We start from the raw sequence: 22,905 nt of genomic DNA on the forward strand, positions 1-22,905 counted from the left end.
GCAAAACGATCCACATAAGCAGCCCAAAGGGTTGTGAGCATGGTGCGGCTTAGGTGTAAGTCCTGCCGATAAAATCGAGAGAGGTAGTAGTGGGGAGTCTTGGACTTATGAGCGAACCTTCCAGCAGGCGAGTGTGGGGGCAAAGACCAGGTCAGCCGTATAGGGGCACATGAGGCTTTTCTCATGTGCTTTTTTTATACAGTTGTATATTATAAAATCTATAGAAAACCACTAACTATGGGAAAGTTTTTATACATAGCCGTAATATTTATACAAATAATGCATAAACTTAAAATATAAATATAGTGATTTTGCGATTATATCTAAAATTATATACAAAATTATTGACATAATTATACTTAATCTATATACTATTATAAAGTAGTAGTAAGTTAAAATAATGAGGTTGATAATATGTTAAATAGCAAAGTAAAAAAAATAATTCTTGGCGGTTGTATGTTAGTGATGGCTGCTTCTTTAGTTGGTGGATGTGGTTCCTCTAATCAACCTACATCTAATAAACTTATCGTTGGCACTAATGCTACATTTGTTCCATTTGAGTTTAAAGATGAAAAAACTCAAGATTATACAGGTTTTGATATTGAATTGATTCGTGCGATCGGTAAACGTATTAATAAAGATGTAGAGCTAAAAAATGTAGCTTTTGATGCTTTGATTCCAGCTTTGAACACACATGATATTGATGTTGCTGCATCTGGTATGACTATTACAAAAGCGAGAAGTGAAAAAGTATTATTTTCTTCTCCTTATTATGAAAATGCCTTAGCAGTAGTATATAAAGATGGAACGGCTGTGAATTCTCTTGATGACTTAAAGGGTAAAAAAATTGCAGCCCAATTAGGTACTACTGGTGCAGATTTAGCTCATAAAATTGAAGGTACTACTGTAAAAGAATTTGACCATAGTAATGAAGCTTTGTTAGAATTACAAAATGGTGGAGTAGATGCAACTGTAATCGATTTACCTGTAGCTCAATATTACAGTACTAAGCATCCTGACCAACATATTAAATTTATGGCATATCCAAATACTAAAGAATACTTGGGCTTAGCAATTAATAAGGATAACAAAGCATTGCAAGAAGAAATCAATAAAGCAATTGCTGATATGAAGGCTGATGGTGAATTTAATACATTATATAAAAAATGGTTTAATGTAGATGCACCTGCTGATATGCCAGTAGTTTTAGAATTTAAATAATAGGAGAGATTATGAGTTTTAATTGGGGGTTAATTGCGGATAATTTACCGCTCTTGCTACAAGGTGCTCTAGTGACTGTAGAAATTACAGCCATGTCTGTAGGTTGTGGCTTTTTTATCGGTCTTTTAGTATCTTTAGCAAATTTATCTAAATTTAAATTAGTTAGATTGCTTGCAAAATGTTATGTAGATATCATTCGTGGTACACCATTACTGGTGCAAATTTTCCTAATTTATTTTGCCTTGCCTATGATTACAGGTCAACGGATTGATCCATATATTGCGGCTGTTACCGCATGTAGTATTAACTCTGGTGCTTATGTATCTGAAATTTTCCGTGCTGGTATTCAATCTATTGATAAAGGTCAAATGGAGGCCGGTCGTTCTCTTGGTTTAACTTGGGGACAAACCATGCGTTACATCATTATGCCTCAAGCTTTTAAAGCAATTATTCCTCCGTTAGGGAACGAATTTATTGCCATGTTGAAAGATTCCTCTTTAGTTTCTGTTATCGGTTTCGAGGAGTTGACACGTCGTGGTCAATTAATCATTGCTAAAACCTATGCATCCTTTGAAATCTGGGGTACGGTTGCTGTGATTTACCTTATTATGACAGTGACTATCTCACAATTAGTTGGATATCTTGAAAGGAAATATAGCATTAAATGATTAAATTAGAAAATGTACATAAATCTTTTGGTAAAAATGAAGTACTAAAAGGTATTAATTTACATATTGAACAAGGTCAAGTTGTTGTAATCATCGGTCCTTCTGGTTCTGGTAAAAGTACGGTACTGCGCACTATGAACTACTTGGAGGAACCTACATCTGGTAAGGTTATCGTAGATGGCATGGATCTTTCTGATAAGAAAAAGTTAAATGACGTTCGTGCTGAAGTAGGAATGGTTTTCCAAAACTTTAATTTGTTCCCACATATGACGGTTATGGAAAACCTTACCTTAGCACAAACTAAGGTTCGTAAAACATCTATGGAAGAGGCTAAGAAGATAGGTCAAGCTTTACTTGATCGAGTAGGTTTGGCGGATAAAGCCAACGCATACCCTGATTCTTTGTCAGGCGGTCAAAAGCAGCGTGTTGCTATTGCTCGCGCTTTAGCTATGAAACCAAAAGTAATGCTTTTTGATGAACCTACTTCAGCTCTTGATCCTGAAATGGTTAGTGAAGTGCTAGATGTTATGAAGTCTTTAGCTGAGGAAGGTATGACGATGGTCATCGTTACTCATGAAATGGGCTTTGCGAAAAAGGTAGCGGATAGAGTGTTATTTGTTGATGGTGGCTTGATTTTAGAAGATAATACACCTGAACGCGTATTTGATGCACCTACGAATGAAAGAACAAAATCATTCTTAGATAAAATTTTGTTAGATTAAATAATATAATTATAGGAAGCAAATTCTAGAATTAGAAATTGCTTCCTGTTTTTTTACATTAAATTTAACCTATCTATTTATATTATATATGTATAGCTTAATATCTATTAATATATTTGATAACCTTTAGAGTGAATTTATTAATTATAAAGAGTTTGTATAAAGATTTACAGGGTAGATTAATCTGAAAAACACGATTATTGCTATAAATATTTGTGATATAACAATAATTTATACAGTCATTTTTAAAAACAATAATTTTTAATTCACATATTTTTATGATTATAAAAATATACAATTAATTTATAGAGCTTATATAATTATTTATGACATGTATAGATATAGGGATTTTTGAGATTTACAGCAAATGATATTCTTATTTCTAGTGTTTGTATATTCATTAAAAATGTAAATATTGTTGTTTGATATTTTATACATGCTGTGTTATGATACACATATAGAGCAAGACAGTAAGACAATATATATATTTTTAGGAGGATGTTACCATGTTAGGTAAAGTAAAATGGTTCAGCGCAGAAAAAGGTTATGGTTTTATTGAACGTGAAGACGGTAGCGATGTATTTGTACACTACTCTGCAATCCAAGACGAAGGTTTCAAATCTTTGACTGAAGGTCAAAATGTAGAATTTGAGATTGTTGATGGAAACCGTGGACCTCAAGCCGCTAACGTTGTTAAAGCGTAACTACATACCAAAAAAATTATAAAAACAATATATAATTGGACCCCGATAGTATATACTATCGGGGTTTTTTGATTTTCTATATACATTTTATACATAATTCTACAAAAAATATAAAATTTTTAGATAAAAAAGAAGGAGTTTTACAGTTAGATGTAGAAATACTAAATATAACACGAGAGATAAGGTTATATAATACCACACACTCGCATCTCGTGGATGATTTTTAGAAAGGGTGTTGACTTATGAAAGTAGCAATTAGAGGAAAAAACATTGAAGTGACAGATGCCTTAAGAGCATATATCGAAAAAAGATTGAGTAAATTGACTCGTTACTTCGATGATGAGTTAGATGCACAAGCGGTTTTATCCGTTGTAAAAGATAAATCTACAATTGAACTTACATGTTTTGTTGATAAAATCGTTCTTCGTGGTGTGGAAACTAACGATGATATGTACGCAGCTATTGATTTAGTAGTAGATAAAATTGTTCGTCAAATCCATAAATATAAAACTCGTTTAGCTAAACGTTTCAAAAAACAAGAAGCTTTCCATCCTGAAGCTTTGGCAGCTCCTGTGGAAGAAGAAACTATTGAAGTTGTAAAACGCAAACACTTTGTTGTGCGCCCTATGGATGTTGAGGAAGCGATTTTACAAATGAATCTTATTGGTCACGATTTCTTTATGTTCTTTAATGCTGAAACTGAAGCGATGAACGTTGTTTATCGTAGACATGATGGTTTCTATGGTTTGATCGAGCCAGAACTTCAATAATATATAATGTCGGCTGAACTTAATCCTAACTCCTTTCTACTTTAAATCAGCCGATTATTATATTAAGGTGGATGACTTAAAATAGTCATCCACCTTTTTTGCAAAAATAATACTATAAATAATCTTGAAATGCCTTGAATTCTTTGACTATTCAAGGCTTTTTCGTTATAATAAGTTAGATAAAATAATGTAAGATGTCCCGTAGAGGAGTGATTTGTTTGTTAAGCTTTTTACAAAGGCTATTAGGCAATAATAACGCAAAAGAAATTAAAAAAATGCGTGCTATTGCAGATCATATTAATGAAATTGAACCTAATTATATTAAATTAAGTGATGCTAACTTAGTGGCAAAAACTGATGAGTTTAAACGTCGTTTACAAAAAGGGGAAACGTTAGACGACCTATTGCCAGAAGCATTCGCTGTAGTTCGTGAAGCATCTAAACGCGTTTTAGGCATGCGTCATTTCGATGTACAGTTAATGGGGGGCATTTGCCTGCATAATGGTAATATCGCGGAGATGCGTACTGGTGAAGGTAAAACATTAGTAGCTACATTGCCCGTATATTTGAATGCATTGACCGGTAAGGGTGTACACGTTGTAACAGTAAATGATTATTTGGCGACTCGTGATAGCGAGCAAATGGGACGTTTATATAATTTCTTAGGACTTTCCACGGGTCTTATTGTGGCTAATCTTGACTTTAATCAACGTAAAGAAGCCTATGCGTGTGATATTACATATGGTACAAATAATGAGTTTGGTTTTGACTATTTACGCGATAACATGGTAACCGATGTTGTTCAAATGGTACAACGACCATTGAATTATGCCATTGTGGATGAAGTAGACTCCATTCTTATTGATGAAGCAAGAACACCATTAATTATCTCAGGCCCTGGTCAACGTTCCACTGATAATTATTATAAATTGGCTAAAATTGTTCCTCACCTTATAAAAGATGAAGACTATGTTATCGATGAAAAACAAAAAACTATTGCCCCTACAGATTCTGGCATCGCAAAGGTTGAAAAAATGCTTGGCGTTGAAAACCTATATGATGCAGAAAATATCGAGTTGAATCATTTGCTTGGTGCTTCTTTGCGTGCTTATGCTATGATGCATCGTGATACTGATTATGTGGTTAAAGATGGTGAAGTTGTTATCGTCGATGAGTTTACGGGCCGTTTGATGTTTGGACGCCGTTATTCTGATGGTTTGCATCAGGCTATTGAGGCTAAAGAAGGTTTGAAAGTTGAACGCGAAAGCCAAACTTTAGCATCTGTCACATTCCAGAACTATTTCCGTATGTATGATAAATTAGCAGGTATGACAGGTACTGCTAAAACAGAAGAAAAAGAATTTATCGATATTTATGGATTAGAGGTTATACCAATTCCACCGAATAAGCCTTTAATCCGGATGGATTTGCCAGATCAGATTTTTAAAACTAAAGCTGCTAAATATCGTGCCGTAGTACGTAATGCAGTAGAACGCCACCAAATAGGGCAACCTATTTTGATTGGTACTACATCTATTACACAGTCTGAAGAACTTTCAGATATGTTGTTGCGTGCAGGTGTACCTCATAAAGTATTGAATGCTAAACATCATGAACAAGAAGCAGAAATCGTTGCAGCTGCTGGCCAAATGGGAATGGTAACAATCGCTACTAATATGGCTGGCCGTGGTACTGATATTACTCTTGGAGAAGGTGTGCCAGAACTAGGTGGGTTAGCCATTTTGGGGACAGAACGCCATGAAAGCCGACGTATTGATAATCAATTACGCGGACGTGCTGGTCGTCAAGGGGATCCTGGTTCTTCTCAATTCTTCTTATCATTAGAAGATGACTTAATGCGTATCTTTGGTGCTGACAATATTACAGGTATCATGGATAAACTTGGTATGGAAGAGGATGAACCTATCGAGCATTCTTTGATTACTAAATCTATTGAACGTGCTCAAAAGAAAGTAGAGGATCATAACTATAATATTCGTAAATATGTACTTGAGTATGATGATGTTATGAATCAACAACGTGAAGTATTATACGAACAACGACGCCGTATTTTACGTAACGAATCCTTGCGTGAAACAATTAATGAAATGATTGACAAGCTTGTTACCGAATCTGTAGATGCTTATGCTGATGAAAAGCTCTATCCAGAAGAATGGGATTATGAAGGTCTCTATAAACATTTAAGTCAATATTTCTTAACAGAAGAGATTATGTCTTCTCAAGATATGGAAGAATATAGTCGTCAAGACTTATTAGAACGCTTATTAGAAATTGCTCATGAAGAGTATCAAGATCGCGTTGATATGCTTGGAGAGGCTATGTTTAGTCAACTTGAAAAGGCGATTATGTTGCGCGTTGTTGATAATAAATGGATGGAACATTTGGATAATATGGATATGTTACGAGAAGGTATTGGCCTTCGTGCATATGGTCAAAAGAATCCGTTGGTAGAATATAAGTTTGAAGCTTTTGATATGTTCCAAAACATGATTGCAGCTATTCAAGATGAGACAATCATGGCATTATACAAAATTCGTGCACAATTGATTCAAGAAATCGAAGAACCAGTTGATCACTTAGAAGGTGCACAATCCCATCATGAAGATGTGTTGGAGCCACAAAACATAGATTAAGATTTGTGAATGGCACGTTGCTCAAAGGGATTTCCACTGGGCAACGGCCATTTTTCTATTTTGTTAAGGTAATAGTTTATTGATGTAATAGACTAATTAACTAAAGGTGGTGAACATAAATTGTTAGAAGATCTAAAACCGATTATTTCTAATTTAGAAGAACGTATTTATGGGATGAGGGATTCACTTTAACATCGCTCAAAAGGAAGACCGAATATTTACACTTGATGTACAGATGAGTGATCCTACATTTTGGGATAATCCAGATAAAGCTCGTGAGATTTCTCAAGAGGCCACACAATTAAAAAATGCTGTAGAAAGCTATAAGCAACTTGTTAGTGATATTGAAGATGCTAATGTGATGCTTGAAATGGCTATAGATGAAGATGATCTCTCCATGGAGAGTGAAATCAAGGAATATGTTAAGCAAATAGAAGAAACCTTGGAAAAGCAAGAAGTACTTTTATTGTTAAGTGGTGAATATGATGCAAATAATGCTATTTTAACATTTCATGCCGGTGCTGGTGGGACTGAGGCACAAGATTGGTGTTCTATGTTAATTCGCATGTACTTGCGCTGGGCTGAAAAATCTGGCTTTTCCATCGAGTTAATGGATGAACAACCTGGTGATGAAGCAGGAATAAAATCTGCTACATTCCTTGTTAAAGGTGAAAATGCCTTTGGTTACTTGAAGTCTGAGAAAGGTGTACATCGTCTCGTTCGTATTTCACCATTTGATGCTGCGGCTCGACGTCACACATCATTTGCTGCTGTCGATGTAATGCCTGAAATCGATGATACTGTGGAAATTAATATCGATATGAAAGACGTTCAAGTTGATACATATCGTGCTAGTGGCGCTGGTGGTCAGCATATTAATAAAACCGATTCTGCTGTTCGCATGACACATAAGCCGACAGGTATTGTAGTACAATGCCAAACACAACGTTCTCAAATGCAGAATAGAGAACAAGCTTTACGTTTGTTACGGGCGAAACTATTTGAGTTAGAGCTCGAAAAGCAAGCTGAACTTAAAGAACAGATTGGAGGTACCTACCAAGCAATTGAGTGGGGAAGTCAAATTCGTTCCTATGTATTCCATCCATATAATCTTGTTAAGGATCATCGTACTAGTGTAGAAACTGGTAATGTTCAAGCTGTTATGGATGGCAACTTAGACCCATTTATCGAAGGTTTCTTAAAAAAAGAGGCTAACTTAACAATTTAGGAGATACTATGAAAAAGTTTTTACTATTCCTATTAGTGCTAATTATTGCTCTTGTAGTGGCATCCCAATTTTTATTACCATCTTTTATTGGCTCTCGTATTGAAAGTCAATTAAATGAAACATTGAAACCAACGGCTCAAACAGTAAATGTTGAGGCTCAACCTGCTTTCAAAATTTTATATGGTGAGGTGGATCGTGTTTATGGCACTTTGGAGAATATTAAACTGGGTAAATTGAATTTTGCTAGCTTCCGATATGATGCTAAACAAATTCTTGTTAATCCAATTTCTTTATTAGCTAGTCAACAAATTGATATCGTTAGTGTTGGGACTGCTAGTATTGATGGGACTATTAATAAAGCTGATTTAGCGACTTTCTTAAGTAATGAAGCAGGTAGTGATATTCAAGACGTACAAGTTGACATTAGTAAAGATAATATCAGCCTAACCGGTAAAATGAATGTAGGCATGGTGTTTAAAGGAGATGTTAAATTAGATGGGAATTTAGAATTAAAGGGCAATACATTATTGTTTTCACCTAAAAAGTTCACCATAAATGGTGCTACAATTCCTGGTATGACATCTAATGTGTTAGAAAGTACTCAAATTTATGACTTCAACAATTTTCCAATTCCTGTAAAAGCGGAAAGTTTGACTGTTGATAATGGTGAAATTCTCATTAAAGTTAAACCTGTACTCAACTAGAAAGGATTTGTCGTGAATCATCGGAACACACAAAAAAGTAAGTACTCATGGATTCTTATACTTTGTATTATTATAGGTCTTTTATCTTCCTTATACTTAGTATTTGAACGCCATCAGATTGAGAAATCTCAAAATCATATTGAAAATATTGTAGACTATGATGCAGTTTTACGAGCCAGCGCCTTTGAAAAGCGTAGTCAACAAGAAGCTTTTGATGCATTACGTAATGCTGGTGTGACTGCTTTTGCTATTTATGATCGCACGTTAGAAAAAGCAAAAGATGCGGGCCAAGTTAAAGTATTAAGCTCTGAAGAGATGGACTCTGTTCGTGTTAATGGCGCTGCGATTAAACCTGGGGCGACTTATGTGGCATTAATTTCAGGTAAAGAAGGTTATTATAAAGAAATTCGAGAGGATTTATACCACCGTATTGGCAAGGACAAGGTGAAAGAGCTTAATACAAGTATTGGTCCTGTTCTTGAATTGTATGGTGCAACAGCAGATAGCTATGCAAAGATGAATCTTGGTATTTCAAAGTTGCAAGCACAAGAGGTTGCAGATCGTGGTTTCAATGTTATCGTTCGTCCAACAAACTATAGAAACGTAACATCTGAAGATATTCAATATGTATTTAAACGACTTGAAGGCATTCCTCATGTAACAGGGATGATTTTTGCTGGTAAAGAAGCTCTAGGTGCACCTAATTTAACGGATGAAACATTAGCATTACTAAATAAAAATCATATTCAACTAGTTGGTATCGAAGCTGTAAATCAGTTGCAGTATGAGCCACAACAAGGTTTCTTGGAAATGGCGGCCAAAAATAATTATAGTGTAGGTCGTGTGTATACTATCGCTAAAGAGGAGTTAAAGAAAATTACCCCTGAAGAAGCGGCACAACGCTTTTACATTAGTGATATAGAACGAAATATTCGTTTTAACTTGTTTCCGATGTATGAAACAGGTATAAATAATGAAACTGTTTTACAGACTACAATCAACTATATTAATATAGCTACAGAGAAATTGGCTGTAAAAGGTTATGAATTTGGTCCAGCGGATATTTATCCTGCTTATACACCAAATCCATTATTAGTAGTTATTACAATGATCGGGGCTATCGCACTTTTTGTATATGTTCTACAAATGATGTTACCAATGTCTAAGCATACGCAACTTGTGGCCTTTTTTGGCATTTCTTTGGCATCCATTGTTGTATTTATTCTTACAAGTGGTACCTTAATTACTCAAATATGGGCTCTATCTAGTGCTATTATGGCTCCAGTAGGTGCTATGATACGCTTGATGGAAGAGTGGCGCCGTTATGATGGTGCACGTCCATTAGGTGCCATTAAGTCTACTATTCTTGCCTTATTATACCTTGTAATTGCTGCATTATTTGCTGCTATTGGCGGTATGTATATCGCATCTTTATTGGGCAATACGAAATTCTTTATGGAGTTTGCTCTCTTTAGAGGTGTTAAGTTGACCTTTGTTCTGCCAATTATTTTAGTTATTATTGCGTACCTTCAACGATTCCCATTGTGGAACGGCCGCATGATTAATTCCAAAGAAGAAGCGAAAACATTTGTAGTGGAATTCTTAACTATGGATGTTAAATTATATGTATTCTTTATAATAGCAGCACTTGGTGGCGCAGTATGGGTATTTGTTGGCCGTAGTGGACACACTGCAGGTGTTCCTGTACCAGGCTTTGAACTTATGCTACGTCGTTTTCTTGAAAATGCAATGTATGCGAGACCGCGTGAAAAAGAGTTCATTATTGGTCATCCTGCTTTAATGCTAGCTACCTTTGCGTTCATGCGTAAGTGGCCTACAGTAATTCATTTCTTGTTAACTCTAGCTGGTGTTATTGGCATTGCTTCAATGGTTGAAACCTTCTGTCATCTTAGAACGCCAGTGTTCATGTCCATCATGCGTGGTTATGATGGTTTGTTAATTGGCGCCCTTTTTGGAGTGCTTCTTATCATCGCAGTACGGTTTATGATGTACGTAACACAATGGTTCCAAGCTAGGGAGGTTGACCATGAGTAATATTGTTATCTCTGGTTATTATGGCTTTGGTAATGCTGGTGATGAGGCCATGCTTTGTGCTATTATCGATGCTATTCGTAAAGAAGAGGCTGATGCACATATTACTGTAATTTCTGGTAATCCTAAAGAGACTAGTAAAAAGCATAATATTAATGCTGTAGGTACATTCTCTGCATTGGGTATCTTAAAAGCAATTGCTCATTCGAATCTTGTTATTAGTGGTGGTGGTAGTTTATTACAAGATGCTACTAGTATTCGCAATACTTACTATTACTTAAGTATTATGGCGCTAGCAAAGTTGCTTGGGAAAAAAGTAATGCTATACTCCCAAGGTATTGGTCCTTTAAATCGTTCATCAACACGTCGTGCCGTTGGATTTGTATTGCGTTTTGTAGATACTATTACAGTTAGAGATTCTATTTCAAAGGATGAACTAGTTTCTTTGGGAATTGAAGATGTAGAAGTTACTGCAGATGCGGTATTGGCCATGCAACCAGCAGATCTTTCAATTGGCTCTCATATTCTGAAAGGGTATATATCTAAAATATCTGAAGCAGATGAACAACGTAAACGAATTGGTGTGGCGGTTCGTAGTTGGAAAGAGGATACAGAGTATAGAGAATCCTTAGCTAATGTATTGAGCAGATTACAAGAACAAGATAATGTGGAAATTATCTTTATTCCTATGTCACATCCTGAGGATACAAAAGAGGCTAAGATCATTGCCAGCTATATGCCGAATGGCGCTATTGTGCTAGAAGGTCCGTTCTCTACAGAGCAACAAGTGTCATTATCTGGAAATGTGGACCTCATGATTGGTATACGTCTTCACGCTTTAGTTTTTAGTTCTTTAATGGGAAAACCAGTTATTGGTATTTCCTATGATCCTAAAATTACAAGCTTTTTACATATGATTGGTCAAGAGCCTATTGGCACAATGACTCATTTGCGTGAAGAAGCCTTATATCAATGGTGTCATAAATTGTTGAATTCTCGTGAGGAGTATCAAGCATCTTATGATCGCATTGAATCATTGCGTGTAGATTCCCAACGCAATGCAGAAATTGCTATTTCATTACTTAAAGATTATTAATATATTGGATTTTATCCAGAAAGTGAGGTCTCTATGGCTACATTAACACAAGATGTTAAACAATTAGTTCAAGAGAAGGCAAAAGCTATTCGCGTTGGTATTGTACAGTCTGTAACGGCAGCGAAATCCGGTCACCCAGGTGGTTCATTATCCATCGCCGATGTGATGGCCTTGTTGTACTATGTTGAGATGAATGTAGATCCAGCAAATCCAAAAGCTCCTAATAGAGATCGTTTTGTCCTTTCTAAAGGTCATGCAGCGCCTGCACTATACGCTACATTGGCTGAAAAAGGTTATTTCCCTAAAGAAGAACTCTTGAACTTACGTAAAATTAATCATATGTTACAAGGCCATCCTGATATGAAACACACACCAGGTGTAGATATGTCTACAGGTTCTTTAGGACAAGGCATTTCTGCAGCTTGTGGTATGGCATTGGCAGGCAAAATTGATAATGCAGATTACCGTGTATACTCTATTCTTGGTGATGGTGAGCTTGAAGAAGGTCAAGTGTGGGAAGCTGCAATGTTTGCTGGTTTTTATAAACTGAATAATTTGACAGCTTTTGTCGATTTTAACGGTCTTCAAATTGATGGTGATATTACTAAAGTTCTTTCTCCATTACCAATTCCAGAAAAGTTCAAAGCTTTCAATTGGAATGTTATTGAAGTTAATGGTCATGATCTTGATGAGCTTCATAATGCTATTGAAACTGCGAAAGCTTTTACAGAAGGCCCAACATGTATTATCATGCATACTGTAAAGGGTAAAGGCGTTGAAGAGATGGAAGGTCAAGCAGGCTGGCATGGTAAAGCACCAAGTGAAGAGCAAGGTGTAGCCTTTGTTAATGAAATTATGGGGGTGCAATAATGGGTAAAGCAACACGTGAAGCATATGGTAATGCGCTAGCTCGCATTGGTAAAGAGAATACTAATATTATCGTACTAGATGCGGATTTATCCAAATCTACCAAAACAGACACATTTAAAGCTGTGTGCCCAGAACGTTTCTTTAACGTAGGTATTGCAGAGCAAAACTTGATTTCTGTTGGTGCTGGACTTGCAGCGGCAGGTAAGATACCATTTGTATCATCTTTCTCCATGTTTGCTACAGGACGTGCATTTGAACAAATCCGCAATGCTGTATGCTATCCTAAATTAAACGTGAAAGTATGTGCTACACATGCGGGCATTACTGTTGGTGAGGATGGTGCAACGCACCAAAGTTTAGAGGATATTTCCTGTATGCGTACATTGCCAAATATGACTGTAGTGGTACCTGCTGATGAGCGTGAAACAGAGGCTGTTATCGAATGGGCTGCATCTTATAACGGCCCAGTATACGTTCGTTTGGGGCGTGCTGGTGTAGATGATGTAACAACAGAAGGCTACTCATTTGTGCCAGGTAAATCTACTATTTTGGTAGATGGTTCTGATGCTACAATTATTGCTTGTGGTGCATTAGTTGGACCTGCTGTAGAGGCATCTAAAACTTTATCTGAATCTAATATATCTGCTCGCGTTATTAATATGGCATCTATTAAACCTATTGATGCTGAAGCAATTGTAAAAGCGGCTACTGAAACTGGTGCTATTGTTACAGCCGAAGAACATAATATCATTGGCGGTCTTGGTTCTGCAGTATCCGAAGTAGTAGTAGCTAATAAGCCTGTACCTATGGAATTCGTTGGTGTTCAAGATACATTTGGGGAGAGTGGAACACCAAAAGAATTGATGAAAAAATATGGCTTAACTGCAAATGACATTGTAGAAGCAGTAAAACGTGTAATCGCTCGTAAATAATCAAAGGGGATCCCATGATTGAATTTAAGAATGTTAGTAAAGTCTATGATAATGGTTCTGTTGCATTAGACGATGTGTGTTTAACTATTAACGAAGGTGAATTTGTTCTCGTTTGTGGTCACAGTGGTGCAGGGAAATCAACTTTATTTAAGTTATTAACGCATGAAGTAGTGCCAGATGCTGGTACTGTCATTGTTGATGACTTTGATGTTACGCGTATGAAGCGCAGTAAAATTCCTAAATTGCGGAGAAAGCTTGGCGTTGTATTCCAAGACTTCCGTTTATTGCCTAATAAAACAGTAGCAGAGAATATTGCTTTTGCTCTTGAAGTTATTGAAGAAAAACCAAAAATCATTAAAGAAAAGGTGAGTCATGTATTAGACCTTGTTGGTTTATCTGAGAAGGCTAATGACTTACCAGAGGATCTTTCTGGCGGGGAACAACAACGTGTTGCTATTGCGCGTGCAATTGTTAATCGCCCAACAGTATTAATTGCTGATGAACCTACTGGTAACCTTGATCCTGATACTAGTAAGGATATTGTTGAATTGTTTAAGCATATTAACAATTTCGGCACTACCGTTATTATGGTTACCCATAATATGGATCTTGTTTCATACTTGAATAAACGCGTTATTCGTTTAAAAGACGGCCGTGTTCAAAGTGATAATATGAGAGGTGCAGAAATTAATGAAGCCTAGAACGATAAAATACTATTTTAAAGAAGCACTGAAGTCTATGAAACGTAATGGACTTATGACATTAGCGTCCATTTCTACAGTGGCTTTATCCTTATTTATGCTCGGTGTATTCCTTTGTGGTGTCATTAATTTGAATAACATGGCATCCAGTCTAGAAAATCAAGTACAGTTAAGTATTTACTTAAAGGATGGTTTAACAACTGATCAAATTATGGCAGTAGGAAAGCAAATTAAGGCTATACCTAACTTAAAGCATTTAGAATTTGTTAATAAAGAGCAAGCTATGAAGGAGTTTAAAGAACGCCTTGGTGATCAGCAACAATTGGTAAATGCTTTAGGTGATGTTAATCCGTTGCCTAACTCGTATGTGTTGACCTTTGATAATCCTAGCGATGTAAAAGCAACTGCAAAATTAGCTACGACATTCCAAGGCGTAGAAAGTACACATTATGGTCAAGATATTGTAGAAGAGCTTTTCCGCATTACGCAAGTAATTCGTATTGGTGGGATTGTATTGATTGCTTTCCTAGCAGCTGCAACACTATTCATCATTTCAAATACAATTCGGTTGACTGTATTCGCACGTCGTAAAGAAATTGCAATCATGAAATATGTAGGTGCTACTAATGGATTTATTCGTTGGCCATTTTTGATTGAAGGCATGTTGTTAGGCTTAATTGGTGCTATCATTGCCGTTCTTTGCGTTGGTGAATTTTATCACTTCATCACACTGGAAGTTTCTGAATCATTAGCATTCTTCCCTTTAGTACCAATGTTCCCATTCTTCTATGATGTAGCCCTTTATATCTTAGGTGGCGGCATAGTAGTAGGTGCTATTGGTAGTACTATTTCTTTGAAACAATACATGAAGGTGTAATGTTTATGAATAATAGTATATTTAAATCTCGCTTCGTAGCGGCAATTTTGACTGGTATAGTGGTATTGGGAACACCATTATACATCGTTGCAGAGGACGAAGATTTAACAAATCAACTTGATTCAATTCAACAACAAGTTAATCAACAAAATGCTAAAAAGGCAGATGCTGAAACTGTAATAGTCAGTGTATCCGAACAGTTACGTCAAATCGAAGAACAATTACGTCAGGCTCAGCAACAATTGGATTCTATTCAACAACAACGTATATCTGTTGAAAATGATATTACAGTGAATGAAAAATTACTTGCTGAAGCACAAAAGCGACTAGAAGGGCGAGAAGCCGTATTTTATAAGCGTGTACGTGATATTTATATTAACGGTCGTTTAAGTTATTTAGATGTAGTTATTGGATCTAAAGATTTTACAGACTTTGCTAATCGTTTAGAAATTTTAAAACGAATTATTGATTCTGATATTAAATTAATTGAGGAAATCAAAAAAGAGCGCGCTGAAATAGCGGCTCGAAAGCAAGCACTAGAACAGTCTCGTGCAAAACTAGTTGAGATTGAAAAAGCAGCTGCGGCAAAACGAGCTGAAATAGAGCAAAAGAAGAAAGAACGTGAGGTAGTTCTTCAAAAGGCTCAAAATGATCGTGCTACAGCAATGCAAGCAGTAGAAGAATTAAATGCATCTTCTGCACAGATTACAGCGTTATTGAAAGCACGTCAAGCAGAGCGTGCCGCTGCTCGTGCTGCGGCAGCGGCTCAACAATCTTCACCAACTTACTCTTGGGTACAAGGGTCTGGTCAACTTGGGTGGCCTGTAAGTGGTGAAATTACCTCTCCATATGGCTATCGTACACATCCGATTTGGGGCACTACAATTTATCATTCTGGCATTGATATTGGTGTTGATGAAGGTACACCTGTTCATGCTGCAGATGGTGGTACTGTTGCTTGGTCGGGTTGGATGGGTGGCTATGGTTATGCCGTAGTTATCGATCATGGTAATGGCATGTCTACTCTTTATGGACATAATTCTGAACTTGCTGTCTCTGAAGGGCAAGATGTGGGTAAGGGTCAAGTTATTGCCTATGCTGGTAGCACAGGCAATAGTACAGGGCCACATGTACATTTTGAAGTTCGTATAAGTGGGGATCCTGTGGATCCTATGGGATATTTATAATATGAAATTTGATACACGTACGGTGTTATGGAGTCTATTGAAATATATAGGCTCTGGCATCGTTATTATGTGGCTTACATTTTGGTACCTTTCCGGTTCATTTTGGGGTCTGCCAAGATTATTTATAGCCTATTATACTGCGAGTCAAGTTTTTATGACACCTATGGCTAAAAGTACCCTTTATGATGGTATGCTAAAGGGGTTAATTGACTCTTTGGGAGAACCGCATAGTGTTTATTTAAATGCAGAAGAATATAAGTCCATGAAAATGCAAACATCTGCAACATATGCTGGTGTCGGTATGGTCCTTGGTACTGATGATAAAGGTCTATATGCTGTTAGCGTTATGGAAGACCAACCAGCTTTCAAAGCTGGAATTAAACCTGGAGACCACATTATTGCTATCGATGGACAATCTACTACTGAAATTCCGGTAGAGGAAGCATCTTCTCGTATTCGTGGCGAAGCAGGTACTACTGTAGCTCTTGATATTGAGCGTAATGGTGAAAAGTTGCATTTTGATATCACTCGTGAATCCATTGTTTTGCCTACTGTTAAAAGTAAAATGCTAACTAGCACAGTTGGGTATATTCGTATTAGTCAGTTTGCAGAAAATACCGCAGAAGATTTTGCCACTCAATATAAAGAGCTTCAATCTCAAGGTATGAAGGCCCTTGTCTTGGACTTACGAGATAATCCAGGCGGTTTATTATCTACTACTGAAAAGATATCTAACTATATTATGCCTCCAGGTACACTCGTAACAGTACAAAATCGATCAGGTAAAAAGGATACTTATAAGTCAGATGGACCTGATGTAGCTATGCCATTGGTTGTTTTAGTTAATAAGGGCTCTGCTAGTGCATCAGAAATCATAGCAGGCGCTGTTCAAGATCGTAAATTAGGCACTATCGTAGGTACTAATACATATGGTAAAGGTACCGTTCAAACTATTTTCCCTAGTTTAGATGATGAAGGAATTAAAGTAACTATTGCTAAGTACCACACGCCAAGTGATCGTGTTATTGATGGAACAGGTATTAAACCTGATGTAGAAATCGATTTACCAAAAGGTGTACATCCATCTAGTACATTAGATGATATTCAAATTAAAAAGGCATTAGAGCTATTACAGCAATAATGCATAGGAGTTAAATTATGTTTATAGATAGAGCGCGTGTCTTTGTTAAAGCTGGTGACGGTGGGGATGGTATGTCCAGCTTCCGTCGAGAAAAATACGTGCCAAATGGCGGCCCTAGTGGTGGTGATGGTGGTAAAGGTGCGGATGTTGTTTTTAAAGCTGACAAGAATATTAATACGCTTGTAGACTTTAGATATAAACGTCAGTTTAAGGCACCAGCTGGCGGTAATGGTGAAAGCTCTAATAAGCACGGTCGAGGTTCTGATCCTCTTATCATTCCAGTTCCATTGGGTACAGTAATTATAGATGAGGAAACAGGAAAAATCTTTTGCGACCTTGTTAACGATGGCGATACCTTTGTTATTGCCAAAGGTGGTCGTGGCGGCCGTGGCAATGCTCGATTCCAAACTAGTGCTAACCGTGCACCAACCTTTGCAGAAAAGGGTGAACCTGGTGAAGAATTCTGGTTACAATTAGAGCTTAAAGTATTAGCTGATGTAGGTTTATTAGGTTATCCATCTGTTGGTAAATCTAGTATTTTGCGAAAAGTATCTAAAGCTCAACCAGAGGTGGCAGCATATCACTTTACTACACTAACACCAGTACTCGGGGTAGTTACAATTTCTGGAGATCGTAGCTTTGTTTTGGCCGATATTCCGGGCCTTATTGAAGGGGCTAGTGAAGGTGTAGGTTTAGGTCACAATTTTCTACGTCATGTTGAACGTACGAATATTTTAATTCATGTTTTAGATGTATCTGGTATGGAAGGCCGAGACCCTAAGGTCGACTTTGATGCGATTAATGAAGAGTTACGTAAATACTCTGAAAAATTGGCTAATAAGAAACAAATTGTAGCTCTCAATAAGATCGATATGGTCTTTGATGATACGACGATTCCCGAAACAAAAAAATATTTTGAAGACAAAGGCTATGAAGTATTTCTCATTAACGCCTTAAGTGGTGAAGGTTTGTCAGAGCTTATGGAACGAGCTTACTACTATGTAGAAAACTACGAACCAGAGCCTGAAGCAAATGATGATACAGTTGTATACGAAGCAAAACAAGATGTAGAATTTGTCATTACTCGCGGTGATGATGCTGCTTTCTACATTACTGGTAAACGTATTGAACGATTAGTAGCTATGACAAATCTTGACGATGATCAATCTCTTCGTAGATTCCAACGCATTTGGCGCTTTATGGAGCTTGATGCAAAATTGAAGGAAAAAGGCTGTAAAGACGGTGATGAAGTTGTAATCGGCGATCAGCGCTTTACTTTCCAAGAGTAGGAGTAATAATGACAGGAAAACAAAAACGGTATTTACGTTCATTGGCGGCTACAATACCACCAGTTGTCCAAATTGGTAAAAATGGTTTAGAGGATAGTGTTATAGATAGTGCTCGTGCAGCGATTACAGCACGTGAACTTATTAAGGTTAAATTACATAATAATAGTCCTGAAGATAAGACAATTTTTCAAGACTTAGCAGATATGCTTGGCGCTGAATTAGTTCAAGTGATTGGCTTTAATGGTGTTTTATATAAAGCTAAAAAAGAACCTAAAATCATTTTGCCAAAATAATTTTATAATCTAGTAAATCATAAAAATTTGTATACATCGTAGTTAAGAATTTCAACCTTAGGAGGTTAGTCTATGCGCAGCGCTATCGTTAATGCAAAACGAATTGTAGTCAAAGTTGGTAGCAGTACGCTTTGTTACACTAACGGACATTTAAATTTGGAGCGTATTGAAAGATTAGTGCGCCAATTATCAGATTTGGCTAACCAAGGTAAAGAGATTATTCTTGTTTCCTCTGGTGCTACTGGTGCAGGTCTTGCCCCTTTAGGCTTTAAAGAAAAGCCTAGAGATCTCGTATTAAAACAAGCAGCTGCTGCAGTAGGTCAAGGTATTCTCATTCATATGTACGAGCGCATGTTCCGAGAATATGGTCGCACCGTAGGGCAAATTCTTTTAACGAAAGAGGATAGTACTGGACGACATAGTTATCTTAACTTGCGTAATACATTACATACTTTATTGCAACTTAACGTTATTCCTATTATTAATGAAAATGACGTGGTTGCTATCGAAGAATTTAAAATCGGTGATAACGATACATTATCTGCTACTGTTGCAGGTATTGTAGATGCAGATTTACTTATCATTTTGTCAGATATTGAAGGCTTATATACAGCTAACCCAGCCATCAATCCAGATGCTACTTTGATAGAGACTGTTTCTGAAATTAACGATGAAACGTATGCTATTGCAGGTGGTGCTGGTTCTAATATGGGAACGGGGGGTATGTATACAAAAATTAAAGCTGCTCATATGGCAACAAATTCTGGTGTACCAATGGTTATCACCTCAGGTGAAGTAGAGGATTCTGTTCGTCGTGTATGTAAGGGTGAACAAATTGGGACACTCTTTGAAGCCCATGATGCAAGTTTATCTGGTAAACATCATTGGTTGGCTTTTGGTAAACGATTAAAAGGATCCATTACGATTGATGACGGATGTGCTCGCGCTGTTTTAGATAATGGTGCTAGCATTCTGCCCGCTGGTATTATTGAAGTAGAGGGGACTTTTGGACCTGGTGATACAATTTCCATTTATCATGATCATAAGGAAATTGGTCGTGGACTTATTAATTATAGTATTGATGATATGAAGGCGATTAAAGGTCACAATACAAATGATATAGCCGAGATTCTGGGTATTAATACGACCTATGATGAGGCTGTACATCGTAATAATCTAGTTTTATTACACTGAGGAAATCCTATGAACCAGTATGAAAAAATTTGTAAAGATATGGGCCAGAGAGCTAAAACGGCATCTTTTGAATTAGCCCAACTCGACCAAGAAACTTTAGATTCTGCATTGTTAGCAATTGCTGATGCTGTAGAAGCACAAACAGATGAAATTATGGCGGCTAATGAGTTAGACCTAGAAAAATCTGTTGATTATAATTTACCTCGAACTATGATAGATCGATTGACTTTGACACCTAGTCGCATTGCTCAAATGGCAGAAGGGGTGCGTCAAGTGGCTGCTCTTGAAAGTCCTGTAGGTTCCATTATAGAAACAATCACTCGGCCTAATGGTTTGATTATTGAAAAGCGATCAGTACCTTTTGGTGTTATTGGTATCATCTTTGAAGCCCGTCCAAATGTAACCATAGATGCAGGTGTTCTTTGTTTAAAGACAGCAAATGCTACAATTTTACGAGGTGGTAAGGAGGCATTTCACACGAATCAAATCATCGTGTCTATCATGCGGGATACCTTAGAGTCGTTAGGTATTAATGGTGACTCTATTCAACTCGTTGAGGTGCTTGATCGAGATCTGGTTGGAGTACTTTTACAACAACGGGAATATATTGATGTAATCATTCCACGTGGGGGTGCTGGACTTATTCGTCGTGTTGTAGAAGATAGTAGCATTCCTGTTATTGAAACTGGCAGCGGTGTATGTCATACCTTTGTTGATGAATTTGCTGATTTAGAGATGGCTTTAGAAATTGCAGTCAATGCTAAAGTTCAACGTCCATCTGTATGTAACTCTATGGAAACCTTACTAGTTCATCAAGCTGTGGCTAGAGAGTTTTTACCACGCCTTAATATAGCACTACTAGAATATGGTGTTCGTATTCATGGTGATGAGGCTGTAGCTCAATATATGGAGAATACAATTCCTTTAACAGAAGAGTCTTTCAGCACAGAATACAATGATATGGACTTAAATGTGCGTATCGTTGAAAATCTTGAAGAAGCTATTGAACATGTGAATCGGTATACTACACATCACTCTGAGGCTATTATCACAGATGAACCTATGCGAGCTAATGTGTTTATGAATTTAGTAGATTGCTCTACTGTGTATCATAATGCATCTACACGTTTTACAGATGGCTTTGAGTTTGGCTTTGGTGCTGAAATCGGTATTAGTACACAAAAACTCCATGCTCGAGGGCCTATAGGGTTACAAGCTCTAACATCTTATAAATACTTTGTATTTGGAGAAGGCCAAGTACGGACGTGAAGAAATTATATTATTTTATAAGAGCATATTATAGATACATTCAAACACCAAAGGGACGATATGAATGGATATCCTATATAAAAGCATTGCTCATATTCATCATTATTTGTGTCATTGTCATTAAGGGAGTGACCACATTATGGTAGATAAACGTCGTATAGGTATAATTGGTGGAACATTTAATCCCATTCATTTAGGTCATCTAATGATTGCAGAGGTGGCTTGTGAAAGCTTTAATTTAGAAAAGGTTATCTTTGTACCTGCTCATATTCCACCACATAAGCAATATGATGTGATAGATAGTCATCATCGCTATGCTATGACGGCGGCCGCAGTTTCGGATAATCCAAATTTTGAAATTTCTGATGTAGAGATGCGCCGAGAAGGCCCTTCGTATACCGTTGATACGATTCAATATTTTAAAAAACTATATGGTCCTACTGTTGAATTTTACTTTATTGCAGGGACTGATACTATTCGTGCATTACCGACTTGGAAATTTATAGATGAACTTATAGATGAGGTTCATTTTATTGGAGCTACTAGGCCAGATGGATCAAGTGCTATTGATTCTACTTTGGATGAGTTAGGATCTAAAGCACGTGAAAAAATACATGTTATGGAAGTGCCTGAAATGAAATTGTCTGCTACGTATTTACGAGAGCGCTTACGGTCTGGAAAGACAGTTCGTTATATGTTGCCTAAATGTGTAGTGGATTATATAGAAGAAAACCATATATATGGGAAGGAATAAATGATGTTATCGTTTGATGAAATACAACATAGGGTAAGCCAATGGATGGGGAAAAAACGTTTTAAGCATACCCTGGGTGTTGTTGAATCTGCAACTCAGTTGGCTAAACTTTACGATGTTGATGTAGAAAAAGCACGATTAGCGGCATTGCTACATGATTGTGCTAAAGAAATGCCTTTGAAAGAGATGCAAGATTTGGTGAAGGAGAATGATTACAAAGCTGATGAAGAATTATTAGCCAATGGTAATCTTTTACATGGATTAGCAGGTATGATTCGAGCTAAACTTGAGTTCTCTATAACCGATTCAGAAATTTTAGAAGCTATTCGTGTTCATACAACTGGTAAGGTAGGGATGTCTACATTAGATAAAGTTATATTCTTAGCAGATTATATTGAACCCAATCGTGATTTCCCAGGTGTTGATGAACTTCGAACGGTAGCTAAAAAAGATCTAAATAAGGCTGTATTGCTTGGTTTTGACAATACTATTAATCACCTTATTGAGCAACATCTTTCTATTTATCCTTTGACCATTCTTGGTCGTAATGATGTATTAAAATCTTGTAAATAATGGAGT

At 36.8% G+C, this 22,905-nt stretch carries 22 protein-coding genes; all 22 read left to right on the plus strand.

What is annotated here, in order from left to right; all coding sequences use genetic code 11:
• Positions 1 to 414: 414 nt before the first annotated feature.
• The 22 genes from VPAR_RS04010 (at position 415) to yqeK (ending at position 22,899) form a co-directional block, all read left to right on the plus strand.
• Positions 415 to 1,221 carry a basic amino acid ABC transporter substrate-binding protein gene (locus tag VPAR_RS04010; RefSeq protein WP_012864267.1) on the plus strand — a complete coding sequence of 269 codons (807 nt, stop codon included), beginning with the start codon at positions 415 to 417 and terminating at the stop codon, positions 1,219 to 1,221.
• 11 nt (positions 1,222 to 1,232) lie between these two features.
• On the plus strand, positions 1,233 to 1,889 hold the full coding sequence (locus VPAR_RS04015; protein WP_012864268.1) for an amino acid ABC transporter permease: 657 nt from the start codon (positions 1,233 to 1,235) through the stop codon (positions 1,887 to 1,889).
• Positions 1,886 to 2,611, plus strand: a complete 726-nt coding sequence (locus tag VPAR_RS04020) for an amino acid ABC transporter ATP-binding protein (RefSeq protein WP_012864269.1) — start codon at positions 1,886 to 1,888, stop codon at positions 2,609 to 2,611. The genes VPAR_RS04015 and VPAR_RS04020 overlap by 4 nt, the downstream gene beginning before the upstream one ends.
• Positions 2,612 to 3,117: 506 nt before the next feature.
• Positions 3,118 to 3,315 (plus strand): cold shock domain-containing protein, encoded by a 198-nt coding sequence (locus tag VPAR_RS04025; protein ID WP_004693056.1) that lies wholly within the window; start codon positions 3,118 to 3,120, stop codon positions 3,313 to 3,315.
• A 242-nt stretch (positions 3,316 to 3,557) separates the two neighbouring features.
• Complete coding sequence (hpf, locus tag VPAR_RS04030) at positions 3,558 to 4,085, plus strand: ribosome hibernation-promoting factor, HPF/YfiA family (protein ID WP_012864270.1); 528 nt, start codon at positions 3,558 to 3,560, stop codon at positions 4,083 to 4,085.
• Between the two features lie 218 nt (positions 4,086 to 4,303).
• Positions 4,304 to 6,739 (plus strand): preprotein translocase subunit SecA, encoded by a 2,436-nt coding sequence (secA, locus tag VPAR_RS04035; protein WP_012864271.1) that lies wholly within the window; start codon positions 4,304 to 4,306, stop codon positions 6,737 to 6,739.
• Positions 6,740 to 6,859: 120 nt separating this feature from the next.
• A protein-coding gene (gene prfB / locus VPAR_RS04040) for a peptide chain release factor 2 (protein ID WP_012864272.1) occupies positions 6,860 to 7,967 on the plus strand; the annotation gives its coding sequence in 2 pieces (ribosomal slippage) (positions 6,860 to 6,916 and positions 6,918 to 7,967; 1,107 coding nt in all).
• 8 nt (positions 7,968 to 7,975) lie between these two features.
• A complete protein-coding gene (locus VPAR_RS04045) occupies positions 7,976 to 8,671 on the plus strand; it encodes an LmeA family phospholipid-binding protein (protein ID WP_012864273.1) in 696 nt (231 codons plus the stop codon).
• A 12-nt stretch (positions 8,672 to 8,683) separates the two neighbouring features.
• Positions 8,684 to 10,726 carry a DUF5693 family protein gene (locus VPAR_RS04050; RefSeq protein WP_012864274.1) on the plus strand — a complete coding sequence of 681 codons (2,043 nt, stop codon included), beginning with the start codon at positions 8,684 to 8,686 and terminating at the stop codon, positions 10,724 to 10,726.
• The gene (gene csaB / locus VPAR_RS04055) at positions 10,719 to 11,819 is read left to right on the plus strand and encodes a polysaccharide pyruvyl transferase CsaB (protein WP_012864275.1); all 1,101 of its coding nucleotides are present in this window, start codon (positions 10,719 to 10,721) and stop codon (positions 11,817 to 11,819) included. The genes VPAR_RS04050 and csaB overlap by 8 nt, the downstream gene beginning before the upstream one ends.
• Before the next feature lie 33 nt (positions 11,820 to 11,852).
• Positions 11,853 to 12,689 (plus strand): transketolase, encoded by an 837-nt coding sequence (locus VPAR_RS04060; protein WP_012864276.1) that lies wholly within the window; start codon positions 11,853 to 11,855, stop codon positions 12,687 to 12,689.
• Complete coding sequence (locus VPAR_RS04065) at positions 12,689 to 13,621, plus strand: transketolase family protein (protein WP_012864277.1); 933 nt, start codon at positions 12,689 to 12,691, stop codon at positions 13,619 to 13,621. Before VPAR_RS04060 ends, VPAR_RS04065 begins: the two co-directional genes overlap by 1 nt.
• 14 nt (positions 13,622 to 13,635) lie before the next feature.
• Entirely contained in the window at positions 13,636 to 14,322 is a 687-nt protein-coding gene (ftsE, locus tag VPAR_RS04070; protein ID WP_012864278.1) for a cell division ATP-binding protein FtsE, read from the plus strand.
• Positions 14,312 to 15,199, plus strand: coding sequence for a permease-like cell division protein FtsX (gene ftsX, locus VPAR_RS04075; protein ID WP_012864279.1), 888 nt, complete (start codon positions 14,312 to 14,314; stop codon positions 15,197 to 15,199). The genes ftsE and ftsX overlap by 11 nt, the downstream gene beginning before the upstream one ends.
• 5 nt (positions 15,200 to 15,204) lie before the next feature.
• Positions 15,205 to 16,386: a murein hydrolase activator EnvC family protein gene (locus VPAR_RS04080; RefSeq protein WP_012864280.1), complete on the plus strand. Its 1,182-nt coding sequence runs from the start codon at positions 15,205 to 15,207 to the stop codon at positions 16,384 to 16,386.
• A 1-nt stretch (position 16,387) separates the two neighbouring features.
• Entirely contained in the window at positions 16,388 to 17,527 is a 1,140-nt protein-coding gene (locus VPAR_RS04085; protein ID WP_012864281.1) for a S41 family peptidase, read from the plus strand.
• 17 nt (positions 17,528 to 17,544) lie between these two features.
• The gene (gene obgE, locus VPAR_RS04090; RefSeq protein ID WP_012864282.1) at positions 17,545 to 18,816 is read left to right on the plus strand and encodes a GTPase ObgE; all 1,272 of its coding nucleotides are present in this window, start codon (positions 17,545 to 17,547) and stop codon (positions 18,814 to 18,816) included.
• 8 nt (positions 18,817 to 18,824) lie between these two features.
• Entirely contained in the window at positions 18,825 to 19,109 is a 285-nt protein-coding gene (gene yhbY, locus VPAR_RS04095; protein WP_004693176.1) for a ribosome assembly RNA-binding protein YhbY, read from the plus strand.
• Positions 19,110 to 19,181: 72 nt separating this feature from the next.
• The gene (proB, locus tag VPAR_RS04100) at positions 19,182 to 20,303 is read left to right on the plus strand and encodes a glutamate 5-kinase (RefSeq protein ID WP_012864283.1); all 1,122 of its coding nucleotides are present in this window, start codon (positions 19,182 to 19,184) and stop codon (positions 20,301 to 20,303) included.
• 9 nt (positions 20,304 to 20,312) lie between these two features.
• On the plus strand, positions 20,313 to 21,572 hold the full coding sequence (locus tag VPAR_RS04105; RefSeq protein WP_012864284.1) for a glutamate-5-semialdehyde dehydrogenase: 1,260 nt from the start codon (positions 20,313 to 20,315) through the stop codon (positions 21,570 to 21,572).
• Between the two features lie 139 nt (positions 21,573 to 21,711).
• Positions 21,712 to 22,326 (plus strand): nicotinate-nucleotide adenylyltransferase, encoded by a 615-nt coding sequence (gene nadD / locus VPAR_RS04110; protein WP_012864285.1) that lies wholly within the window; start codon positions 21,712 to 21,714, stop codon positions 22,324 to 22,326.
• Positions 22,327 to 22,329: 3 nt separating this feature from the next.
• Positions 22,330 to 22,899 (plus strand): bis(5'-nucleosyl)-tetraphosphatase (symmetrical) YqeK, encoded by a 570-nt coding sequence (gene yqeK / locus VPAR_RS04115; protein ID WP_012864286.1) that lies wholly within the window; start codon positions 22,330 to 22,332, stop codon positions 22,897 to 22,899.
• The last annotated feature ends 6 nt before the right edge of the window (positions 22,900 to 22,905 follow it).

This window comes from Veillonella parvula DSM 2008 (assembly GCF_000024945.1).
GTDB classification, from domain to species: Bacteria; Bacillota; Negativicutes; order Veillonellales; family Veillonellaceae; genus Veillonella; species Veillonella parvula.

Coding starts and splice junctions, on each gene's coding strand:
- VPAR_RS04010 (WP_012864267.1), top strand. CDS start 415: ATGTTAAATAGCAAAGTAAAAAAAATAATTCTTGGCGGTTGTATGTTA.
- VPAR_RS04015 (WP_012864268.1), top strand. CDS start 1,233: ATGAGTTTTAATTGGGGGTTAATTGCGGATAATTTACCGCTCTTGCTA.
- VPAR_RS04020 (WP_012864269.1), top strand. CDS start 1,886: ATGATTAAATTAGAAAATGTACATAAATCTTTTGGTAAAAATGAAGTA.
- VPAR_RS04025 (WP_004693056.1), top strand. CDS start 3,118: ATGTTAGGTAAAGTAAAATGGTTCAGCGCAGAAAAAGGTTATGGTTTT.
- hpf (WP_012864270.1), top strand. CDS start 3,558: ATGAAAGTAGCAATTAGAGGAAAAAACATTGAAGTGACAGATGCCTTA.
- VPAR_RS04045 (WP_012864273.1), top strand. CDS start 7,976: ATGAAAAAGTTTTTACTATTCCTATTAGTGCTAATTATTGCTCTTGTA.
- csaB (WP_012864275.1), top strand. CDS start 10,719: ATGAGTAATATTGTTATCTCTGGTTATTATGGCTTTGGTAATGCTGGT.
- VPAR_RS04060 (WP_012864276.1), top strand. CDS start 11,853: ATGGCTACATTAACACAAGATGTTAAACAATTAGTTCAAGAGAAGGCA.
- VPAR_RS04065 (WP_012864277.1), top strand. CDS start 12,689: ATGGGTAAAGCAACACGTGAAGCATATGGTAATGCGCTAGCTCGCATT.
- ftsE (WP_012864278.1), top strand. CDS start 13,636: ATGATTGAATTTAAGAATGTTAGTAAAGTCTATGATAATGGTTCTGTT.
- ftsX (WP_012864279.1), top strand. CDS start 14,312: ATGAAGCCTAGAACGATAAAATACTATTTTAAAGAAGCACTGAAGTCT.
- VPAR_RS04080 (WP_012864280.1), top strand. CDS start 15,205: ATGAATAATAGTATATTTAAATCTCGCTTCGTAGCGGCAATTTTGACT.
- VPAR_RS04085 (WP_012864281.1), top strand. CDS start 16,388: ATGAAATTTGATACACGTACGGTGTTATGGAGTCTATTGAAATATATA.
- obgE (WP_012864282.1), top strand. CDS start 17,545: ATGTTTATAGATAGAGCGCGTGTCTTTGTTAAAGCTGGTGACGGTGGG.
- yhbY (WP_004693176.1), top strand. CDS start 18,825: ATGACAGGAAAACAAAAACGGTATTTACGTTCATTGGCGGCTACAATA.
- proB (WP_012864283.1), top strand. CDS start 19,182: ATGCGCAGCGCTATCGTTAATGCAAAACGAATTGTAGTCAAAGTTGGT.
- VPAR_RS04105 (WP_012864284.1), top strand. CDS start 20,313: ATGAACCAGTATGAAAAAATTTGTAAAGATATGGGCCAGAGAGCTAAA.
- nadD (WP_012864285.1), top strand. CDS start 21,712: ATGGTAGATAAACGTCGTATAGGTATAATTGGTGGAACATTTAATCCC.
- yqeK (WP_012864286.1), top strand. CDS start 22,330: ATGTTATCGTTTGATGAAATACAACATAGGGTAAGCCAATGGATGGGG.